This is a genomic window from Rhizobium sp. 62_C5_N11_2 (assembly GCF_051811185.1).
Taxonomy (GTDB): domain Bacteria; phylum Pseudomonadota; class Alphaproteobacteria; order Rhizobiales; family Rhizobiaceae; genus Rhizobium; species Rhizobium leguminosarum.
On the sequence record NZ_JBPWPW010000001.1, the window covers coordinates 3,083,275 to 3,104,243 of the forward strand.

17 protein-coding genes are annotated in these 20,969 nt (G+C 59.9%); 4 read left to right on the forward strand and 13 right to left on the reverse strand.

Features of this window, described 5'->3' with window-relative positions; translation table 11 throughout:
• Positions 1–66: 66 nt before the first annotated feature.
• The 4 genes from AB8B31_RS15505 to AB8B31_RS15520 all read right to left on the reverse strand — a co-directional run bounded on the left by AB8B31_RS15505 (position 67) and on the right by AB8B31_RS15520 (position 5,805).
• Complete coding sequence (locus AB8B31_RS15505; protein ID WP_028732928.1) at positions 67–738, reverse strand: DUF2161 domain-containing phosphodiesterase; 672 nt, start codon at positions 736–738, stop codon at positions 67–69.
• Between the two features lie 15 nt (positions 739–753).
• Positions 754–993 carry a hypothetical protein gene (locus tag AB8B31_RS15510; RefSeq protein WP_028732929.1) on the reverse strand — a complete coding sequence of 80 codons (240 nt, stop codon included), beginning with the start codon at positions 991–993 and terminating at the stop codon, positions 754–756.
• Positions 994–1,114: 121 nt separating this feature from the next.
• The gene (locus tag AB8B31_RS15515; protein ID WP_028732930.1) at positions 1,115–3,304 is read right to left on the reverse strand and encodes an anthranilate synthase; all 2,190 of its coding nucleotides are present in this window, start codon (positions 3,302–3,304) and stop codon (positions 1,115–1,117) included.
• A 266-nt stretch (positions 3,305–3,570) separates the two neighbouring features.
• A complete protein-coding gene (locus AB8B31_RS15520) occupies positions 3,571–5,805 on the reverse strand; it encodes a TonB-dependent hemoglobin/transferrin/lactoferrin family receptor (protein ID WP_028732931.1) in 2,235 nt (744 codons plus the stop codon).
• A 270-nt stretch (positions 5,806–6,075) separates the two neighbouring features.
• Between AB8B31_RS15520 and AB8B31_RS15525 the strand changes: the two genes are divergently transcribed.
• Positions 6,076–7,029, forward strand: a complete 954-nt coding sequence (locus tag AB8B31_RS15525) for an extensin-like domain-containing protein (protein ID WP_028732932.1) — start codon at positions 6,076–6,078, stop codon at positions 7,027–7,029.
• Between the two features lie 173 nt (positions 7,030–7,202).
• On the opposite strand, the gene AB8B31_RS15530 is transcribed toward AB8B31_RS15525, so the two are convergent.
• The 5 genes from AB8B31_RS15530 to AB8B31_RS15550 form a co-directional block, all read right to left on the reverse strand.
• Positions 7,203–8,198 carry a HupE/UreJ family protein gene (locus AB8B31_RS15530; protein WP_028732933.1) on the reverse strand — a complete coding sequence of 332 codons (996 nt, stop codon included), beginning with the start codon at positions 8,196–8,198 and terminating at the stop codon, positions 7,203–7,205.
• Positions 8,195–9,052 carry a peptidyl-prolyl cis-trans isomerase gene (locus AB8B31_RS15535; protein ID WP_032998395.1) on the reverse strand — a complete coding sequence of 286 codons (858 nt, stop codon included), beginning with the start codon at positions 9,050–9,052 and terminating at the stop codon, positions 8,195–8,197. The genes AB8B31_RS15530 and AB8B31_RS15535 overlap by 4 nt, the downstream gene beginning before the upstream one ends.
• An 85-nt stretch (positions 9,053–9,137) precedes the next feature.
• Positions 9,138–11,078, reverse strand: a complete 1,941-nt coding sequence (locus AB8B31_RS15540; protein WP_028732935.1) for a DUF3604 domain-containing protein — start codon at positions 11,076–11,078, stop codon at positions 9,138–9,140.
• A gap of 429 nt (positions 11,079–11,507) precedes the next feature.
• Positions 11,508–11,669, reverse strand: a complete 162-nt coding sequence (locus AB8B31_RS15545; protein ID WP_162769097.1) for a hypothetical protein — start codon at positions 11,667–11,669, stop codon at positions 11,508–11,510.
• Between the two features lie 75 nt (positions 11,670–11,744).
• The gene (locus tag AB8B31_RS15550; RefSeq protein WP_028732936.1) at positions 11,745–13,424 is read right to left on the reverse strand and encodes a formate--tetrahydrofolate ligase; all 1,680 of its coding nucleotides are present in this window, start codon (positions 13,422–13,424) and stop codon (positions 11,745–11,747) included.
• A gap of 159 nt (positions 13,425–13,583) precedes the next feature.
• On the opposite strand from AB8B31_RS15550, the gene AB8B31_RS15555 reads away from it, so the two are divergent.
• Entirely contained in the window at positions 13,584–14,114 is a 531-nt protein-coding gene (locus AB8B31_RS15555) for a TIGR00645 family protein (protein WP_080671775.1), read from the forward strand.
• An 84-nt stretch (positions 14,115–14,198) separates the two neighbouring features.
• Here the strand turns inward: AB8B31_RS15555 and AB8B31_RS15560 are convergent, their stop codons facing one another.
• Positions 14,199–15,893, reverse strand: coding sequence for a hypothetical protein (locus AB8B31_RS15560; protein ID WP_028732937.1), 1,695 nt, complete (start codon positions 15,891–15,893; stop codon positions 14,199–14,201).
• 474 nt (positions 15,894–16,367) lie between these two features.
• On the opposite strand from AB8B31_RS15560, the gene AB8B31_RS15565 reads away from it, so the two are divergent.
• Together AB8B31_RS15565 and AB8B31_RS15570 are read left to right on the forward strand one after the other, a co-directional pair.
• Positions 16,368–17,093, forward strand: a complete 726-nt coding sequence (locus AB8B31_RS15565) for a helix-turn-helix transcriptional regulator (RefSeq protein WP_018243091.1) — start codon at positions 16,368–16,370, stop codon at positions 17,091–17,093.
• 46 nt (positions 17,094–17,139) lie between these two features.
• Positions 17,140–17,601 (forward strand): PAS domain-containing protein, encoded by a 462-nt coding sequence (locus tag AB8B31_RS15570; RefSeq protein ID WP_018243092.1) that lies wholly within the window; start codon positions 17,140–17,142, stop codon positions 17,599–17,601.
• A gap of 121 nt (positions 17,602–17,722) precedes the next feature.
• Here AB8B31_RS15570 and AB8B31_RS15575 read toward each other — a convergent pair whose 3' ends face one another.
• From AB8B31_RS15575 to AB8B31_RS15585, 3 genes are all read right to left on the reverse strand, one after another.
• On the reverse strand, positions 17,723–18,853 hold the full coding sequence (locus AB8B31_RS15575) for a DUF2333 family protein (RefSeq protein WP_065276282.1): 1,131 nt from the start codon (positions 18,851–18,853) through the stop codon (positions 17,723–17,725).
• A 148-nt stretch (positions 18,854–19,001) separates the two neighbouring features.
• Positions 19,002–20,075: a hypothetical protein gene (locus AB8B31_RS15580; protein WP_028732939.1), complete on the reverse strand. Its 1,074-nt coding sequence runs from the start codon at positions 20,073–20,075 to the stop codon at positions 19,002–19,004.
• A gap of 76 nt (positions 20,076–20,151) precedes the next feature.
• Complete coding sequence (locus tag AB8B31_RS15585; RefSeq protein WP_028732940.1) at positions 20,152–20,754, reverse strand: thymidine kinase; 603 nt, start codon at positions 20,752–20,754, stop codon at positions 20,152–20,154.
• Between the last annotated feature and the right edge of the window lie 215 nt (positions 20,755–20,969).

Consider the following 20,969-nt stretch of genomic DNA (forward strand, 5'->3'; position numbering starts at 1 on the left):
AGGCGTTACCGTCCCCGGCCGGAAAACAGCCCCAACGAGCGATCCCGATGCCCGGTACAGCGCGGCTCAACGAGCGGGGTCGGAGAGCAAAGATTGCGGCCAGCGCAAAAGAGCAGCCTGCCCTACAGACGTCAGGGCGTAGACGCCCTTGTCCACGCGTTCGAACCATCCGTAGACGTTGTCACGCAGGATCGAGCCGGCCTTGGGCGTAAGCGCCTTCATATCCCGCGGCCGCACCAGTCCCTGGGCGAGTGCTGAAGCACAGAGCAGCGCCTGTTGGCGATAGGCGGTCATGATCGGCGCCCGCGAGCCGCCACCGACGGCGGGATCGCCACGGCGGCGCTGATGCTCCTTGACAAGGCGCGAGCGCCGTTTCGGATTGGTGCGCGGCATCGGCGAGACGGAACTGACGATGACGCTGACCTCGCCCCCATCGGAGACGCCGAGCATGCCGATACCGAGCCTTCGGCAGAGATCGCGGTAGCGTCTATCGGCCTCTCGCCCGCGGCCCTTGGCGGAAACGCGGGCCGCAACCCAAACTTCATCGCTCAACGCGGCGCGATCGACCGCCTGGAGAAGCAGTTCGAGGTTGAAGGAGAGTTTCAATTCGCAGACCACCACGACCGGCGGTTCGGCACCGCTCAAGCCGACGAGATCGCATCCGCCGACCTCGCCCTTCACGACATAACCGGCCGCCTCCAGGAAGGCTTTGACCGGCAGGTAGAGCGACGTCTCCATGGTGAAAACGGCGCCTCAGGCGGCGTTGAGATCGGCAATCTCGCCATATCGTGCAAGCAATCGCGGCGACGACATGTCGCCGGTTTCCTCGTCGACGATCACGGCATAGGCGGCCACGCCGACGAAACGCCCAGCCATCGCCGAAGCGATCTTTTCCGCGCTGACGGAGTTCGATGCCTGGCGCATTTCGCCGGGCACGAGATTGCCACGGTTCTTGCGGTAAGGGAGAACGATGAACTTTTCAGCATTGGCCACGGCGATAGGTTCCAATTGATCGTTCCTGAAATGTTCTGATTTGCCGGAAGAAGTCAAGTCGCGGCCCGACGGCCTAATGGCCGGCCCTTCCCACAGTAGGAAGGGCCAGGCGAAATTGCGGTCAGGCAGCCTTCGTCTTCACCTTGCGTGCCAGATGCGCCACGACATTTTCGATCATCCGCATCCCGGCATCGCCACCGAGCGTCATGATCGATTCCGGATGGAACTGCACCGCGGCGATCGGCTCCTTGGCATGTTCGATGCCCATGATCGTACCGTCGTCGCTTTCCGCCGTGATGATGAACTCGCGCGGCAGCGTCGAGGGATCGGCGAAGATCGAGTGGTAGCGGCCGACCGTCACCTCCTTGGCAAGGCCGGAGAAGACGATGCCTGGCTCCAGCACGCGGATGCGCGACGGCTTGCCGTGCATCGGCAGTGCCAGATGGCGCAGTTCCCCGCCATAGGCTTCGGCGATCGCCTGCAGACCGAGGCAGACACCGAAGATCGGCAGGTTGCGCGCCCGCGCCTTCTTGATCGTCGCCTTGCAGTCGAAATCCTTGGGTGTTCCAGGTCCGGGCGACAGCACGACGAGGTCCGGGTTCAGCCTGTCGAAGATTTCCTCCGGCACCGGCGTGCGCACGGTCGAAACCGTCGCCCCCGTCTGGCGGAAGTAATTGGCGAGCGTGTGGACGAAGCTGTCCTCGTGATCGACGAGCAGGATGCTGACGCCCTTGCCGACGCTCGCGACGTCGCGCTGGACCCTGCCGGAATTGCCGGTCTTGGCGTCTCGGATGGCGGAAAGCATTGCAGAGGCCTTCAGTTCTGTTTCGGCTTCTTCTTCGTCAGGAATGGAATCGTTGAGCAGCGTCGCACCGGCGCGCACCTCGGCGATACCGTCCTTGATGCGCACGGTGCGCAGCGTCAGGCCGGTGTTCATGTCGCCGTTGAAGCCGACCATGCCGATCGCCCCACCATACCAGGCGCGTGGGCTTTTTTCATGGCTCTCGATGAAGCGCATCGCCCAGAGCTTCGGGGCGCCGGTGACGGTGACGGCCCAGGCGTGGCTGAGAAAACCGTCGAAAGCGTCCATGTCGTCGCGCAGCCGCCCTTCGATATGGTCGACCGTGTGGATGAGGCGCGAATACATCTCGATCTGCCGGCGGCCGATCACCTTGACCGAACCCGGCTCGCAGACACGGCTTTTGTCGTTGCGGTCGACATCAGAGCACATGGTGAGCTCGGACTCGTCCTTCTTCGAATTCAGGAGCTTCAGGATCTGCTCGCTGTCGGCGATCGGATCGTCACCGCGCTTGATCGTGCCCGAAATCGGGCAGGTCTCGATGCGGCGGCCGGAAACGCGCACGAACATTTCGGGCGAGGCGCCGACCAGATATTCCTGATGGCCGAGATTGATGAAGAAGGAATAGGGCGACGGATTGATCGCCTTCAGCCGCTTGGAAATGTCGGACGGCTTGCTGTCGCAACGCTCCATGAATTTCTGCCCGGGCACGACTTCGAAGAGGTCGCCCTTGCGGAAACTTTCCTTCGCCTTGGTGACGAGCTCGGCATATTCGCCTGGCCGGTGATCGCTCTTGGGCGGAATGGCATCCGTGTGTTTGAAGGGCTCCGCTGCGATATCCTGGGCCTTGCCCTCGGTCGTCACGCCGTCTTTTTCGAAGTCGTAACGGTCGACCCAGGCCTTGGCGGCGTAGTTGTCGACGACGAGGATCTCGTCCGGCAGGTAGAGCACCATGTCGCGCTGGTCGGAGGGTCGCGTCAGCTTCAGATCGATCGCGTCGAACTGGAAGGCAATGTCGTATCCGAAGGCGCCGTAGAACCCGAGGCTCGCATCCGCCTGCGAATAAAACAGGTCGGTGACGGCGCGCAGCACGGTGAAGACCGTCGGCATCTTCGAGCGCTCTTCCTCGGTAAACACCCGGTCCGGCGTCTTGACGGCGAGGTCGAGGCGACGGGCGGAAGAAGCGCCGAGCACGATGTCGGACACCGTCTTCAGCCGCTCGGTCACGAAGCCGAGGATTACCTCGCCGCGTTCATTATAGGCCTCGATCCAGACGTCGCGCCCGAAGGAAGAGATGCCGAGCGGCGGATCGACGACGGCGGTATCCCAGCGCGTATAGCGGCCCGGATATTCGTAGTTCGATGAAAACACCGCACCGCGGCGCTCGTCGAGCTTGTCGACATAGGAAGAGACCGCATCGCCGTAGGGGATCGCCCGCCGCTGCCGCGTGACTGATATGCCGCCTTTGGTCTCGTAGATTTCCGCACCATCATCCCGCAGGATCGTTACCATTGTTCCACTCCGTTATCGGGGCCCGGACGACAGGCGGCCATAAAACAAAAAAAGCCGCCTCGAAGTTTCGGGCGGCTCACTCGTCGTCTTTGAACACGATTGGTCGAGGCCGCCTTAGCGAACCCACCACCAAACTGCAATGTTCAAGGACTTGATCATGGAAAAATTGTTAGCCTGAGATCAGCCATTGCGCAAGAGGCGAATGCGGGAATGAAAAAGGGCGGCCCGAAAGCCGCCCCTCCCCAGCCTTGAAGAGGTGATCGTGATCAGAAAGTCTTGGTGATCGACACCTTGAACGTACGGCCCGGCTCCGAATACCACTCCTGCGGCTGCGACGCCGTCACCGAGGTCAGGTTGACGTCGCGCACGGCGAGCGCATTGTAATGCTCCTGATCGAAGATGTTGTAGACACCTCCCTGGATCCGCAGACCCTTCAACTGTTCCGGCGTCCACCATGCCGTCAGATCGACGACACCATAACCGGGCGCATCGAATGTGGCCGCAACATCGTCGTCAGGCATGGCTGCCGAAAGCGTCGAGGAAAGATCGAAACCGTAGTTGTCGTTGCTCCAACCGCCGCCGATGATCGCCTTGAAGGGAGCAACCGATCGCAAGTATTTGCCTGTATCCTCGTTGCGGCCATAGGCATAGGCAAGCGACGCATGCAGGTTGATGCCGTTGTTGAACGTCTTGACGGCACTGGCTTCAACACCCGAAATCGTGGCGGCAGACACGTTGGTGTAATTAAATGTCGTGAAGCCGGTCGCGTCGACGCTCGTCACCGTCTGGATAAAGTTCTGGTAGCGGGTGTGGAAAGCCGCAATCCGACCGGTAAAATCGCCCGTGTCGAAATTGGCGCCGATTTCGACACCGCGGCCGATTTCCGGTTCCAGATCAGGATTGCCAAGCTGGGCATAACGACCCGTCGGGTTGTAGAAGCGACTGTAGAGCTCGTCCACGGTGGGTGCACGGAAACCGACTGCCAGCTGTGCGTAAATCTGCACGTCAGGCGTCAGCTCGTATGTCGCAAGAATCTTCGGCGACAGGCCGGCTTCCGTCCGATCGTTCAGGTCCCCGAAACGGCTAAGCCCGGTATTGCTTGCGAAACTTCCGCCGGTCGAGGGATTGTAGTTGAACCAGTCGAAGCGGAAGCCGGGTGTCAGCGCGAAGCCGGTATTGCCGATTTCGATCTTGTCTTCGAAGGTCAGCCCAAGATTCTGGCTGTCGACATTGGGCACTTCCGCCTGGTTGTTCAGCGCCGGGCACGTTGTGGGCGTCGGGCAAAGGGCCCAGCTATACTGGCTCCAGCTCGAAACGCCGACGTCGAGACCAACGCGAACGGAATGGCTGAGACCGGAATATTCGAAATCCTTCGTCGCCGTGCCGCTGAAGCCCCAGGTTTCGTTTTCTACCTGGTTGTTACGGCCATAAGCCACATTGGCAGTCGTACGGCCTCTGCTGCCGGCTTCCTTCTTCAGATCCAACCAGTAAAGCGTGGCTCGCGCACTGCTGAAGAATGCGTCGGAAGACTGCGCCTCATAATCGTAATCGAGAGAAACTCGGTCGCGGTCGCGCAATTCGCGGCCGTCATAATTGTCGATCAGGAAGTTGCGGGGCGTAGTGCCGCCCTGGAGCTCGCGCAGGTCGGTCTTGAGATCGCGCCGGAAGCGTTCGGCCGTCAGGCCGATGCGATGACCACCTTCGAGCTCCTGGCGCAGCTTGAAGAGCAGGTTGTGCTGGTCGAAATCGGCGGGATCCGCCTCGGTACGAGGACGGCCATAGCTGTCATTGTCACCCATATTGTCGCGTTCATGGCCCTTGCGGTAGCCGCCCTGAAACAGGATCGACGTGTTGCCGATCTTCTTGGCAGCCGCCGCCGAGCCGGAAATGCTGCGGTCTTCGCTGTCGTATGTCGACTTGACGATCGCACCCCAATCACGGCCTTCGGGAATAAGATCCTCCGGCTCGAGCGTATTGAGAACGATGGCGCCGCCGAGCATTCCCGAGCCACCCTTGCTCGAATCCGCGCCTCGCACAATATCGAGCGAGGAAAGCGAATCGAAATCGAAGGTGTCGCCGCCGCCATTGGCGTTGGCCGGCGCGAAAGCGCCCTGGCGCGAACTATTCGAAAGATACGGGATCGGAATGCCGTCGATGGTGGTCAGGATGCGAGCGCCGGAAAGGCCGCGCAGGTTGAAGCCCGCGTCGCCGCGTGAATAGTTCACACCTGCATCGACGCTGCGGCCGATATCGTCAAAATTGGTGACCTGCTTTTCTTCCAGCGTCTTGGCGGTGATCTCAGTCGCAAGCGGCGTGTCGGCGACGCTGCCCGGCGCCACGCGTTTGCCCTTGACGACGATCTTCTGCAGAACAGTGCTGCCCTCCGTCGTCGCTTGCGGCGTGGTTGCCGGAGCGCTTTGCGCGAAAGACTGCGAAACAGGAAGAACAACTGTGGCTGCCGTGCAGACCAATAGAACCGAACGCCAATGCCGGACGATCATAACCTACCCCTTAATGATGATTACCGGGCTGGCTGGTCGTGGCGCGTCGAACGCTCGATGGGCTGGCTGGGCTTTTGCGGATGAAGACGATGCAGAATTCCGCCTTCTTTTTGCCGCATAAAAAACATGAGAAGTATTGTCAACATAAACCAGCGACTTATGTTGAATAAAATTATCAAGTTTTAATGATCTCTCCCGACGTTGCGAAATTGCAACGAAATCCGCCCGCTTGCGTTATCCCTAGCTATCGACACCAGGGAATCGGATGCGTTGAGAAAACTTGCGATACTGGCGATCCTTCTCGCCGCAACCGCCGTTCTTGCCGGTGCCCGCCTGCCCGTTCACGGCCCTCTGCCACAACAAAGGCCGGATATCGAGGGCAGTTCCGCACCCACCCCCGATTCAAATGCCGGAGGCACGCAACCGCCGCCGGCCGCAGAAATGCCCACTCCTGAACCGAAGCCCGACAATCAAAAACCAGAGACCCAAAAACCAGAGACATCGACGCCGAACGAAACGGCGACACCGAAAACCGAACCCGCCAAACCAATGCAGGGTCCGCCACTTCCCCCAGGGAAGGAAAACCCGCAGGGTCCGACGGAGGAGAACAAGCCCCCCGCCGCACAAACACTTGAGGAACAGCATCTGACGATCGAGCCCGAAAGCGATGCCGACCACGCCGAGTGCACGGCTGCGCTTCAGGCCCTGGGCGTCGTCTTCAAGGACGCGCCGCGCATCGACGACGGCAATGGCTGCGGCATCGACAAGCCGATCATCGTCTCCGAAGCCCTGCCCGGCATCAAGCTGAAGCCGGAGGCGACGATCCGTTGCCCGGCAGCCCTTGCCCTTGCCCGCTGGATGAAGGAGAGCGTCATCCCGGCGGCCTCCGCCGCTCTGCCGGAACGGGGCCGCATCACCACCGTCAACCAGGCAACGTCCTATATGTGCCGCCTGCGCAACGGCGCCGAAACGGGCAAGATCTCCGAACATGCCCGCGGCAACGCCATCGACATTGCGAGCTTCCATTTCGAAAAGGGCGAAGATGTCGCCGTCCGCTCCCGTCGCGAGGATCCGACGCTCACCGGCGCCTTCCAGCGCACCGTCAGCGCCGCCGGCTGCCTCTACTTCACCACCGTCCTCGACCCGGAAAGCGACGCCGCCCACGAAACGCATTTCCATCTCGACGTCATCGAGAGGAAGGGCAACTATCGTTATTGTCACTAAAGCATAATGCTGAAAGCAAAGCCGCATGGCGGCGAGCTTGCGTATCGCATGATCCTTCTCGGCAGGCCGAAAGGCCAAGCGCAATCTGCTTGGCCTCCAGATGCGACATTGCCGCTCAGCACCCCGACTTCCGCTTACGGCGCGTGAAGCAGACTTTCCGGTGGATCGCGGTTTCAAGCCGCCAGGCTTGCGATCCTTTGGACCAGCCAGAACATCGCGGCGGTGCCCACGATGTAGGCTGCCCCCTGACGTGCCAGCGTGGGCCGTATTGTGCTCAAGGCGCCCGCCACCTTGAACAGGATCAGCACTGCGGCCACGAAGATCAGCTGTCCCGCCTCGACGCCAAGGTTGAATGTCAGAAGGCCGAGCGGCACATCCGATTGCGGCAGACCGATCTCCTTGAGAGCGCCAGCAAAGCCGAAACCATGCAGCAGCCCGAACGCGAAAGCCACGACCCACGGATAGCTCTCGGAAAGTCGCCTTTCGCCAGGCCTGATCTTGATCAGTTCGCTGGCGACAAACGCTATGCTGAGGGCAATCGTTGCTTCTACTGGCCTCTGCGGCAGACTGAAATATCCAAGCGACGCTCCAGCCAGAGTGATGCTGTGAGCGACGGTGAAGGCCGTGATCGTCTTCATCAGCATCCATCGATCCCGAATGAGCAGGATGAGAGCAAAAACGAAAAGCAGATGATCGATGCCGGAAAGGATGTGGTCGACCCCCAGCAGGAAATAGGTTTTCGCCACCTCGATGCTGGTTTGCGCGCCGGCTGCGGCGAAGGATGGCATTTCCGGCTTGAGACGGGCAATCTCCTTATTGCCGCGCGCGTATTCGATGCGGACCAGGGCATCGGTCATGGTTGACTGCAGCCCGTTGATACCGATTTCGCCACCTTTCAACCCGCCTGCGCAGGTGACCGTCCATCGCTCGATATATGCGCCACCTTCGATCGACTTCGTGCGTATGGCCTTCTCCCTGCACGAGACCGGCAGGCGTGCGTAAAGGCTGAGCCGCATCTCGCCTTGCGCCGGGATCTTCCAAACGACCGCGAACTCGTTCGGGGCGGTTTCGCGCATATCGAGATAAGCTGGCCGAATTTCATGGCCGTATCCCGGCACGCTTAGAAATACCAGGAGGAGTAGGCCCAGTAGGGCTCCGAGCCGCATCATGGGCTGGTTTTCGCGTCGGTTAGGCTCTCGATGCGCACGACATACCCTTTAAGAAGCTCCGCAAAACGTTGGTCATCGAGTTCCCTCCGTTTTGCATTGATCCACTCGCGCGTCACGGCGTCGCGCACCTCGTCGAGGCTCGGCACTCGGCCTGGCTTGCGTTCCACCACCCGGACGAGATGAAATCCAAAGCTCGAAAGGACGGGACCTGTCCACTGCCCCACCGGAGCCTTGTCGAGTGCCTCGGCGAAATCCATCCCGAAAGTCTGAGCGATCGATGTCTTGTCGGTAAGTGGCAGATCGGACGGAAGCATAGTGGCATCACCGAGCGATGTGTAATCTACCGCAGGATTGGTCAGCAGTACCTGCAGGTTGGAGGTTGCGTCCCGTGCGACTGTCTCGCCACGCCGCTCCGGGTTGAGGAAGATCTGTTGGAATGCCAGCTTCGCATCGATATCGAACGCCCTCGGATTGGCCGCCAGATAGGCCTCCAGTTCAGCATCGGTGGTACCGAGCGCATCGGCGTCCGCGACGTTCAGGAACTCCATCTTCTGGCGCAAGCGGCGACGAACAACCGTGTCGTCCTTGTCGAGCCCAAGCGCAAGCGCCTGACGAACGAGGATCTCCTCCTTCACATAGTCGTCGATGAGGCCCTTGAGTTCTTCCGCAGTCGGTGAACGCTGCCAGGTCTTGGTGAACAGGATGGCCATCTGCTCGATCTTCGGTGCCGTTACCACGATGCTGTCCGGCCTGTCTTTCGCGTCGGTGCCGATTGCCCGGTAGGCCGCGAAAATTAGTAGCGCGAACAGCAGGAAGTGGACCAGCGGCTCCCTCAAAACACTCTTCAACACCATCGCACTTGCTCGTTTACGGAGTGAATGGGCCCGAAAGGTTCGGCGGCCCACATAGCCGCCGGCATCGTGAAAAAATGCCCTTACATCAAGGCGTATACCAGATCGGCGAGGTGTAAGCGCGTTCGGTGACGGTCATCCGCGTCCCCTCCAGCGGCTTGACGCCGAACCGCTTGGCGTCATAGGCGGTCCAGCGCGGTGTCGGAATCTCAATGACGCGCCCGTAATAGAAGGCCTTCTGCTTCGGATCGAAGCCCGGATCCTTCCAGACCGCGATCAATTCCGGTGCGCCGATGGTATTGGTCCAATTGGCATTCCCGATGTCCACAGTGTTGCCGACCGGCGGCACCTTGCCGTCGGCGCCCGGCTTGCGGTCGCCGCCCCAGACAACGTCGTAAACCTCTTCGTGGGTCTCGCCGTTCTCGTCGAGCCAGCCCTTCACAATCTGGTAGCGGTCGAGATTGGCCCCGATCGGATCCCTCAGCGCAGCGACGAGGAATGTCGGCGCCCTGCCTTCCGGGGCGGTAGTGAGGTCGCCGCCCATAGGCACGCCCTTGCTATATCCGACAGCGCCGGGATTGCGGCTCTGGGCATCGGCTGGCTCGAAGTCCCAGCCGCCAAAGAAGCGCACGGTCATGCGTGGTCCAGTAGTGGCGTAAGTCTCCTTGCGCTGCATCGCATCCCAGATCGACTCTCGGGTATTTTCCATCGCCCAGACGGCGGCATAACCCGACGCGCCCACTTCCCAATCCATGACCATGATATTCGTTTTAGGATTTTTTACGAAAGTCGCCGTGAGACGCTCCGGGCTTGGCTCTTGCGGCGTCGTCTTGCCGAAGAAGTTTTCCTCCTCCATGGCCGCAAGTCCTGTATGCGCATCGGAACTGCCGACCAAGCCGAACTTATACGGATTCGTGCCAAGCTGCGCTTCGAGCTTGAGGCCATTTCGCAATGCGGACCGCGTATATTCGAACTCGAGCATATCCGGAGTTTTGGGGACGCTGGCATCGAGATTGCCGAAATCCCAGATCTCGAAATCGGCGAACTCGTCGTTTGGAGACAGGGTGGGATGGGCCTCACCGGTACCCTTCGTCTGGCTTGTCTCGTAGAGACGTTCCCACTTTGCACGCTCCTCGACATATTCTTTGTCGACCGGCTTGCCAGTGAATGACTCGATCATCGGAAACATGCGACCGTTAGACAGGTTGCCGTTATGGGCGATCGCCAGCACATTGCCGCCTGTCTTCTCTTCATACGCCTGCATCCATTTCCACAGGTCGCGGGGGTTGTCACTGCCCAACGGCTTCAGGGTCGTGTAGGGAACGACCTGATCCGCCTTGTCGCCGTTGTCGCGGAAGATCACATTGCGATGCAGATTGTTTCCTGCAGTGTTCGAGGTCCACTCGTAGCCGATAAAGGCGGTGAATCGGCGGGGATCGTTGTACTCTTCGGCGGCTTTTACTGTATCCTGCCACGCTGTCTTGTAGGGACGCGTCTCCGGGCCATAGATCATCGACTTAGGAAGCGTTCCCTTGCCGAAGCTGAAGATGATCTCCAGCGCTGCCGTGCCGCCGTCACCCGACTTGATCATATCGTACCAAGTCTTGGCCTGCGGATCGGCGATAACATCCGGCTTACCGGCAAAAAGATCAGGAAACATGCCCATATTATCGGAATGGTCTGCGACCACCAGGAAATCGAGTGGCCGCGACAGCTTGGCCGGTTGGCCGCTCGACGCCATGATTTCCTCACCGCGCGCGAAGCGATATGCATCGCGGGGCGTCAGCCTCGCACCGAATGCCCCGGCATCAAACGACGCTCCGGTGTGTAAATGAGTGTCGCCGAAAAACGGCCGGGTCGGAAAGTTACGCCCTGCATAGGGCGAATAGGCCGGCTTGCTGGCAAACGCCCTATTGGCGGTGGCCTTATCGAGCGCGCCGATATCCGTGGCCTCCTGGGCTGCGGTCGCCAAGGGAAAGCCCAGACTGATGAGCCCGGCAAGAATCAGCTTCACGGATGTGTTTTTCATCGTTCCCCCCTTTTTCTTCCGCGTCATACTGACATCGCCTGACGGGGCATCTTTTGATCTGCCTCAACGACAGGACCCCTGCCTCCCGGTCCTCGGTCATTTCTAGGCGTGTTGTCGTGAATGCGGCTTCAATCATAGCACGCGGCCAAAACCTGTTCAGTCTCTCATTTTACAACCTCCAGAAGAAATCTAACTCATGTAGCATCTGGTTTCTGCAAACGCATCGCGGCCTGCCAGTTTGGCTTTGGCCGAGAACTGAACGTTGAACGAGCATGATGGGCATGGCGGTCGTTGGCGCTTCTGCAAATACCTCAACGGCCCCTCTATGTCCGATCCCTCTGAAACCGGACGTTGCGGTTCGTGAGCAGAGGACATAATTGTTTCAAAAGCCTGCAATCCGCGATTGAATCAGGCCGTGAAATATCCAAATCAAAGATGCAAATGCAAAGACAAGGGTTGGCGGCGAATGAAGATCATCGCATAGCTGATTGCCGCTCTCTCTTTCGTCGCCATTGGATCGGTTACCGGCGAACTGCCTTGGTTCCTTGTCATCGGAATGCTGTTTTCCGCCCCTCTGGAAAAGCTTTTCATCTGGCTGTTCATCGATCCGGACTTTGAGAAGCGCCAGCGTCGTCTGGCCGAACGGCCCGTCCAGCGCTCCCAGGATCAGAACAATCCCTCGATATAACCTTGATCGTTGAGGAAAATCCGCTCCGCCGACGGCGATTTCGGCAGGCCGGGCATCGTCATGATCTCGCCGGTGATGGCGACGACGAAACCGGCTCCCGCCGAAAGCCGCACCTCTCGCACCGTGACGATATGGCCTTCCGGCGCGCCGCGCAGGTTCGGATCGGTCGAGAAGGAATATTGCGTCTTCGCCATGCAGATCGGCAGATTGCCGTAGCCCTGCTCCTCCCATGTCTGCAGCTGGTCGCGTACCGCCTTGTCGGCCGTCACTTCGCCGGCGTGATAGATCTTCGAGGCGACGATCTCGATCTTCTCGAACAGCGAAAGATCGTCGCCGTAGAGCGGCTGGAATTTCGCCTGTCCTGACTCGACCAGTTCCACCACCTTGTGTGCCAGTTCCTCGATGCCGGCCGAACCCAGCGCCCAGTGGCGGCAGAGGATCGCCTCAGCGCCCAGTCTCGAGACAAATTCCTTCACTGCCGCGATCTCGGCATCGGTGTCCGAGACGAAATGATTGATCGCCACGACGACGGGCACGCCGAAACGGCGGACATTGGCGACGTGCCGGCCGAGATTGGCGCAGCCCTTCTTCAATGCGACGACATCCTCCGTGCCGAGATCGTCCTTCTTCACCCCGCCATTCATCTTCAGCGCCCGGACGGTGGCGACGATCACCGCCGCATCCGGCTTCAGCCCGGCCTTGCGGCACTTGATGTCGAAGAATTTCTCCGCGCCGAGATCGGCGCCGAAGCCTGCTTCCGTCACCACATAGTCGCCGAGCTTCAGCGCCGTCTTTGTCGCCGTTACCGAATTGCAGCCATGGGCGATGTTGGCGAAGGGCCCGCCATGCACGAAGGCCGGATTGTTCTCCAGCGTCTGTACCAGGTTCGGCTGCATCGCATCTTTCAACAGCACCGCCATGGCGCCGTCGGCTTTCAGATCGCGCGCATGCACCGGCGTCCGGTCGAAACGATAGCCGATGATGATGTCGCCGAGCCGCCGCTCCAGATCCTTGAGATCGGTGGCAAGGCAGAGGATCGCCATCACCTCGGAGGCGACGGTGATGTCGAAGCCGCCCTGGCGCGGAAAGCCGTTGGCAACGCCGCCGAGCGAAGAGACCATGCTGCGGAGTGCCCGGTCGTTCATGTCCATGACCCGCCGCCAGGTGATGCGGCGGATGTCGATATTCTCTTCGTTGCCCCAGTAGATGTGGTTATCGACCATCGCCGCCAGCAGATTGTGCGCCGAGGTGATCGCATGGAAGTCGCCGGTGAAATGCAGGTTGATGTCTTCCATCGGCACGACCTGCGCGTAACCGCCGCCGGCCGCCCCGCCCTTGACGCCGAAGCAGGGGCCGAGAGAAGCCTCACGAATGCAGACAATCGCCTTTTTGCCGATCCGGTTCAGCCCGTCGCCGAGCCCGACGGTGGTCGTCGTCTTGCCCTCGCCCGCCGGCGTCGGATTGATCGCGGTGACGAGGATCAGCTTGCCGTCCTTCTTGCCTGTCTGCGCGGCGATGAACTCGGCGCTGACCTTTGCCTTGTCGTGACCATAGGGAGCGAGCTGCTCGACCGGAATGCCGAGCTTCGCCCCGATCTCGAAAATCGGCTTCTTGGCTGCGGCGCGCGCGATCTCGATATCGGATTTGATGGATGGCATGAATGTTCCCCGTCCCGACCTCCGCAGACGCGGAGTTATTTGTTCTCTCTTTATCGGGATAGCGAAATATCGGCGGGGTGTGAATAGCGCCGCGCCTTGCGGCCGCCACGCCGGATGTTTATGTGGCGGGCAACGATCGCGGTTTTACAGGGTGAAGACATGAAAGTACTGGAACTCATCATCGAGCGCATCATCCTGTCGAGCCGCTGGATCCTCGTCGCCTTCTATATCGGCCTGGTAGCGGCGCTCGCCGTCTACGCGGTTTCCTTCGGCTACAAGCTCCTGAAGATCGCTTCCGGCGTCTTCGCCCTCGACGAGGCGGAGATGATCCTTGCCATGCTCAGCCTGATCGATGCGGCCCTCGTCGCCAGCCTGATCGTCATGGTGATGATCTCGGGTTACGAGAATTTCGTCAGCCGCTTCGACGAGGCCAGCGAGGCCGACAACGAGGTCTCCTTCCTCGGCAAGCTCGATTCAGGCAGCCTCAAGATCAAGGTCGCCTCCTCGATCGTCGCCATCTCCTCCATCCACTTGCTGCAGGTCTTTCTCAACGCCGACCAATACGAGGACGGCAAGATCATGTGGCTCACGCTGATGCACCTCGCCTTCGTCGCCTCCGCCGTCATGCTCGGCTTCCTGGAGAAGCTCATGAGCGTCACGTCAAAGAACGATTTGAAGGATAAGGCTTAGAGGACGGCACAGGGGCCCTTTGAGCGGGTGAACAAGCAGCTGCCCGACGCAAAACGCCGCGCTATGCTCTTTCGCGTCCCGATATCAATTGACCGAAGCAGCAGCAGGAACGGTCTCTGCTTCAGCTTTTCTGGGGCATCGAAGGCTTTCCTTGGCATCCGGCCCACACAGGTGATAACCGGGCTCCTCATCATAAGGGATGATCCCATTGATGATGCCGAGATCGAGCGCCTGAGAACGAAGTATTTTCCGTTGCTCAATTGATGTCGCAAGCATCATGGTCTCGTATGTCTCGGCCCTGACGCCCATCTCGTCGAAGTAGGCGAAGAATTTCGTATATTCAGCCGCCGTGGGTCTGACGAGGCCGATAGCGGAATATCCGACAATCCGCGGCGTTCCGCTCGTCAAGACAACAGTACAGGTCGAAAGGCAGTACGCACGGCCGGCAAAGACTTCACCCTCGGTCGGTCCGCTTTTGGCGATGCTGGCTATGCAACGCGGATCCAGCTTAGGACAATTCGGCAATTGCGTTCTGCCAATTGATGTCTCCAGACCTGCCGCACGGATCATACGCCCCATCGCGAAAGCCGCATCCATGTCCCCGCCATTAGACTGAAGGACGACCGGCAGCTTTCTTTCGCCGAGCGTCGTCAACATCGCCTTCAGCCGAGCCGGCGTGTCCGGCGTGATGTCTCCATCCGCGGAAATCCACTGCGTGCACTCCTCCTGGCAATTGCCATTGTACATCAGGAGAAAGTCCATCGGTCGGGTTCTCGGCAGTCTCTCGCTTATGTCTGCGGCCGCATCCTGCACGGGCGACTCAAACACCGGCGTCTCAGATACAGGCGCCTTAGCCGCCACGGGCGCTTCGGCTACCGGATGGCCGTGACACACAGCTTGGGCCGCTGCATCCGGCGCGCAGAGCGGCATGCCGGGCCACTCATTGTAAGACAGCATGTCCGTGATGAGACCTGTTCGAAGTGCCTCTGCAGCCGGTACGATATTGATGTTGTCAGGCGTGGCGCTCATCATCAGACCGATCACATCTTCGCTGACGCCCATTTCTTTCAAATAGGCCGTCAAGGCAGCGGTAGCCTTCTTTCCAAGCTTGGTGGAACTGCTCTGCCCCGCCACCTTGCGCCCAACCTCCTTGCGGGAGATTTCCTTCTTCTTGCCGTTCACGATCTTGTATTCGATGCGATAGGAAACACGCACCTTGTTGTAGACGGTCGTGATCTGGTGGACGCCGATAAAGGCCCATTGCGACGAGACACGCGACGCACCGCCCGCTAACGCCAGCGGACAGGCGGAAAGACAGTATGCACCAGCAGAATAAGTGTAGCCGCCCGAGACACCGTCCTTCGCAATAGCGGCTTCGCAGCGCGTATCCCCAACGGGGCACCCCTTCAGCCGCGTACCGCCTACCGCCGTTTCCAGCCCGGCCTTGCGAATTATCCGGCCCATCGCATAGGCGGCATCGACATCGCCACCCTCCGAACGGAAGACGACAGGCAACTTCCGGCCGCCGATCTTCTTGAGAATTTTTCTCAGCCGCGCGGGGGTATCGGACGTTATGCGTCCCTCCGCCGATATCCATTCCGGACAGTTTTCCTGGCAGAGAAAACTACGCACGAGGATGAAGTTCATGGGCGGCTGTGCTGCCTTCTTCTTCTCGGCAGCCTGCGAGGTTACCGCTCCGATCGGTAAGGTCAAAAGGAGAAAAACAAGTAATGATCTGGAAAATAGACACTTCACCAAAAAGGAAACTGCAAAGCGCACGATTAAATTGCCTCAGTTGTACTGAACATACGCTTAGCAATTGGATTGAACACCAGCAAGCCGGATTTCGACGCCCGCTGCGGCCCTCTTAGGCTTGTTCTCTCATTCGCAATCCGGCTTACATGGCGCCCCGCTGCGGCAGTGTTCACGCAGTTCATCTGCTCCAGCGCAAAGCGCTGCAGGTGGACCGGTCCATCGCCTTTTCGCCGGTGCGAGAAGACCGGAGTTCTCATCGAACTCACTCAGGTGATTCTCCGCCTGCCCTGCTGCGTGAGGCCATAGCTATGCCGTCACGAAGCGCCTCAAGATACCGCAACGTTATCTTTGCAAGTCGAAACTCAATCAGAGCGCGATCTCCCGTGGCTAATTTCTCACAATTTGAATGAATCGGCCTGCCTTAAGTTAATTGGGCTAGCATCCTGCAGATTTTCTGTGTTTGATAGCGGTAACATTGAGGCTGCCGGAGGCGTACAAATGTCTTACATGACTACCTCTGAAAGACAGTCATTGCTTTCGGCAGAGCTTGCGACCGCTCGAACGCGCAGCCTTTTTGCGCAGGCGCTCGGCAGGGTTTCCACAGCCTTCGGATTGTCGCATGCGACGCTGATGCACGCCCCCTCCCCCGAAGACCTTCTCTTGAAACCTCTGCTGATCGAGAGCTCGCTTCCGGCCGCCTATGTCAGGGATTTCGACCGCGCCCACATGATGCGCGGCTGCCCTTTCGGCCTAAGGCTGAGGCAGTCCGCTGTGCCGCCGGCTTGGCACCTCAACGACGCCGTCAGTGGTCAGGCCTTTCCCGCCGAACTGCGCGCCCTGATGTTGCGCCATGCCATACCGGCAGGCGTTGCCATGCCGACCATCGCAGCCGACGGCCAGCGCCTGGTCTTTTGGTTCTGCGGCGAGCGCACCGCACTCGGCCAGAGCGAGATCAACGAGCTGGTAATGATCATTCTCCATGCACTCGATGCATACAATGCAGTCAAGCGCAACGAGGAATGCGCGCATACCGCGCTATCGAACCGAGAACTAGAAGTTGTGCGATGGACGGCCCAGGGCAAGACCTCGATCGAAATCGGCCAGATCCTGACGCTCTCGGACCATACGGTGAACGCCTATATGACGAATGCGATCAAAAAACTCGATTGCGTCAACCGCACCCAGTTGGTAGCTAAGGCAATTCGATTGAAGCTGATCAACTGAGGAATCGGAAGAGAGTCGGCACGTCGTCCCGTGATCTGGGGGAATCGTGCCTCTTCACTTCGAACAGCCCGTCATTGACAAGACAGAACAATCCCGCGCCCACATCGGCATTACCGATGCGGACGTCGTCCAGATGCTCGCTGCCTACCGTCTTTTTGGCTTTTGGCGCATCGACATCGAGACAGGACATTTCTTTGCAAGCGAGGATGTCCACGCGATCTTCGGCCTCCCTTACAGCGACGGCCCTGTCAACCTGACAGAGCTGATGTCGCGCATCCACGAGGAAGACCGCAGCCTGATCGCCCAAACCTTCGAAGAAGCAAGCCTTCACGGCGTCGGCTTCCATTTCGTCTATCGCGTCGACAATCGGCTTGGCGGCTATAAGCTGGTGCGCAGCGTCGGCCGCTTCCGTGACGATGAAAGCGGCGGCGGCATCGTCGGCGTCACCTATGAATTCGTCGAAAGACTGCGCGTCGTCGGCTTCGAGGACAACACGATACCCCGCTGATTCAACAACGATAGCGCGTCCTGCTGGACGCGCAGGATCCAAAGCATGTCGCGCGACACCGACATGCGTAAAATCAAAGAGCCAAAGCGCGAGGAGCGAATCTGAAAGATCGCGACGCGCTTTAGCGGTCGAGCACTGAACGGATCTCGACGAGGTTCGAGCGCACCCTCAGAATATAGAAGCCCATCGTGGCGAGATGGCTCGGCATGATCCAGCCATCCTCACGCCCGTTCGAGATGATCGCCGGCTGAATGCGCAGCGCCGACTGGAACTGCCGCATGGTCCCGCCCCAGATCGCTCCGAGATTGCGTTCCGCCACCACCTGCGAGAAATCCGCCTGAGCCGCCGCCATGATCGCGTAATAGCCATAGAGCTGGCCGTAGGCGAACCAGAACCGGTCGTCGGCACGTGTATCGAACCAGCCACGGTTGTGGTTTTCCGAACGCTCGGCGAGCATGTCGGAGGTGCCGCCGAGATCGTTGGCGATGCGGTCGATGAATTGGACGAGATTGTCGGCACGTCCGTCGAAAATGGCGTTGCAGAGGGCGAGATCGGTGTTGAACTTGCGCAGGCTGCCGATCGCCGAGCGATAATAGGAAGGCGTCGGCGTCTTCGGCCCGAAGGGATTGAGCCCGAAATACCAGCTATATTCGTCGAACTGCAGGTTGCCACGTGCGTTCTGCAGGTCGTTGTTGATGCCCGATGTGCCGCGCACACGTCCGAGCGTATCGACAAGCTCCACCGAGGTTCGCCGGACCGCCTGGTTGACGCCGCGTTGGAACGACGCCTTGTTGTCGAGGAAGGGCGTGTGATCCCAGTCGATGCCGAAGAAACCCATCTTGTAGAGCACCATGGAGGAGATCCATGCGTTCTGGTTGACATTGAAATCGGTCAGATCGGCCGCGACGTCGACGATCGCCGAGCGCTGGCAGGTCTTCGGCGCCGTCGTATTGGCGCCCTCGGCGACCGGCACTTCCTGCCCGGCGGCAACCTTGCGTTCGGAAAGCCGGTACTGGTCGACAAAGGCGGTGTTAAAATTCGACCAGACCTGCGTCTCCCAGAAGAAATAGCCGTAGAGCGCGACCAGCAGCGCCACGAACGCGATGACCGGCAACCGGATCATCCAGCTCCGGCGCTGATACCAGCCGTGCGCGGCAAGAAAGGGCCAGAAGGCCCAGGCGGAAAACAGGCGGGCCCAGCGGCCGATCATCTGGCCGATCAGCCTGAAAAAACCGGCTATCCGGTCAAGCATCGTCGTCTCCTGTCAGGCGAGGCGAACATCGGGACATTGCCGCCCCGCTGCATCCCACATATGCGCTCGATGGGCCGAGCACAACACGAGCCCTTCGATTTTCCGGAATGAAAGCATTGGGAAGAGGGGTATTGTCTGCGCCTGTGGGTCAGGAGCGCAGGAAAGGCAGGCTGAAACGGAAGGACCTGCGCGCTGTGTCGATCAGAGGTGCTCCCGATGCTTCCGGCGGCAGTTCGGCATAGGTCGGGAACCTTCTGGCGAATTCGAGATCGACACGGCTCTTCCGCCGCTCCAGATCCTGGGCGACCAGCATGCCCTTCTCGAACAGCCTGATCGGCGCAGCGATATCAGGAAAGAGTTCCGGCTTGATCCTCACCTTCATGCCTGGCCGGTCGGTATCGACCTGCGCCTGGTAGATGATCAGCCGCTCCTCTACGTCGATCAACAGCTTGCGCAGCAGCAGGTTGCAGGCAGCGATCCGACCATTCAGCGAATCGACAAAAGCCTGGAACAGGCCGATGAAGCGCTCACGCCGCTGGCTGTCGTCGCGCATCTCGTGTTCCCCGGCGGAAATCCGCTCGGCTTCCGCCTTCAGCGCCCGCCGCTCCGCCTCCATCTGCTCCCAGTGCGCCCTGTTACCATAGACGCCGATACGGCCTTGCGTCGTCAGCGCCTTGGCATTGAGCTCCTTCATCTTGAGACGGGCGATATCGATGGAAACGACCAGTCGGCGCCTTTGCTCGACGATGTCGACGAGGTTGAGTTCGGCTGCCCTGTGCCGTTCGGTGAGCGCGGCGCGCTGGCCGGCGATCAGCCTGGCGAGCGCGTCCGATTTCGTCAGAAGGTCGAGCAGCCGTTCGATGACCGGCGCCTCGCGCACGCGTTCCGTATACATGCGCCACATCCGCTGGCGCGACACCCAGCCGGCCATCTTCTCACGCGGCGTCAGCCCCCGGAAACTATCGAGATCGGCAGAAACCTCGGCCGTCAGCCGGTCGAGGGAAAAAACCAGCTCGGCCAGTTGGGCGTCAAGCGTCGCAGCATCGGCGATATGTGCTTGGAAGCGGGCATTCTGCTCGAGGAAGACCTCGTCGGCCGACCGTGTTTCGTCGCCGCCGAAGGCGCCGATCGCGGCCACGCAATAGGACCCCTCGGCCGCAATCCTCTCGGCAAGGCTGTCGGCGGCTTCGTACTGGCTGTCGAATGGCGGGGGTTTGCGCACCTGATCTCTCCAGGGAATCTCCTGACCCCAAGCTAGTCGCTTGCGGCGCCAAAGAAAACAGGCGGCGTCGCCGGCTTCAGACCGGCTCGGCGATCCAGGCACCGTTCATCGCGTCGTCCCAATGCCTGCGGCAGAGCGAGACATATTTCTCGTTGCCGCCGACATCGATCTGGGCGCCTTCGTGCAACACTTTTCCTTCTCCGTCGAGCCGCACAACCATCGTCGCCTTGCGCCCGCAATGGCAGATCGTGCGCACTTCGCGCATTTCGTCGGCGATCGCCAGCAGTTCCTGCGAGGCTGGAAACAGCTTGCCCTGGAAATCGGTTCTCAGCCCGTAGACCATCACAGGGATTCCGAGCCTGTCGACGACGCGGGCAAGCTGCCAGACATGGACAGGCGTCATGAAATGCGCCTCGTCGACGAAGATGCAGGAAATCGGTGCTCCTTCGCCGCTCAGCGTCCCAACCAACCGGAACAGATCCTCATGCGGCTCGAAGGGAATGGCGCTCGCCTCCAAGCCGATCCGCGAGCCGATGACGCCTCGGCCCGCGCGCTCGTCGAAAGCGGCGATCAACTGCACCGTCCGCATGCCGCGCTCCTGGTAATTATAGGAGGCCTGCAGCAGCATCGTCGACTTGCCGGCGTTCATCGTCGAGTAGTTGAAATAGAGTTTTGCCATCCGATGTCTCCTTAATCGGCTTATTGAAAGCTTGGAATGGCAAAGAAAAGCCCCGTGACGGCGATAATCACAGGAATCCACGCTCAAAAACCGCCAAAAGCCCAGAAACTAAGGCGTCGCGAAAAAATCCACCGACGTCGCAATCGCATGGGTCGATACGACGCAAACGCACTGAGGTCGCTTGTCAAACTCGGCTATTGATGGTTGGCTTGGGA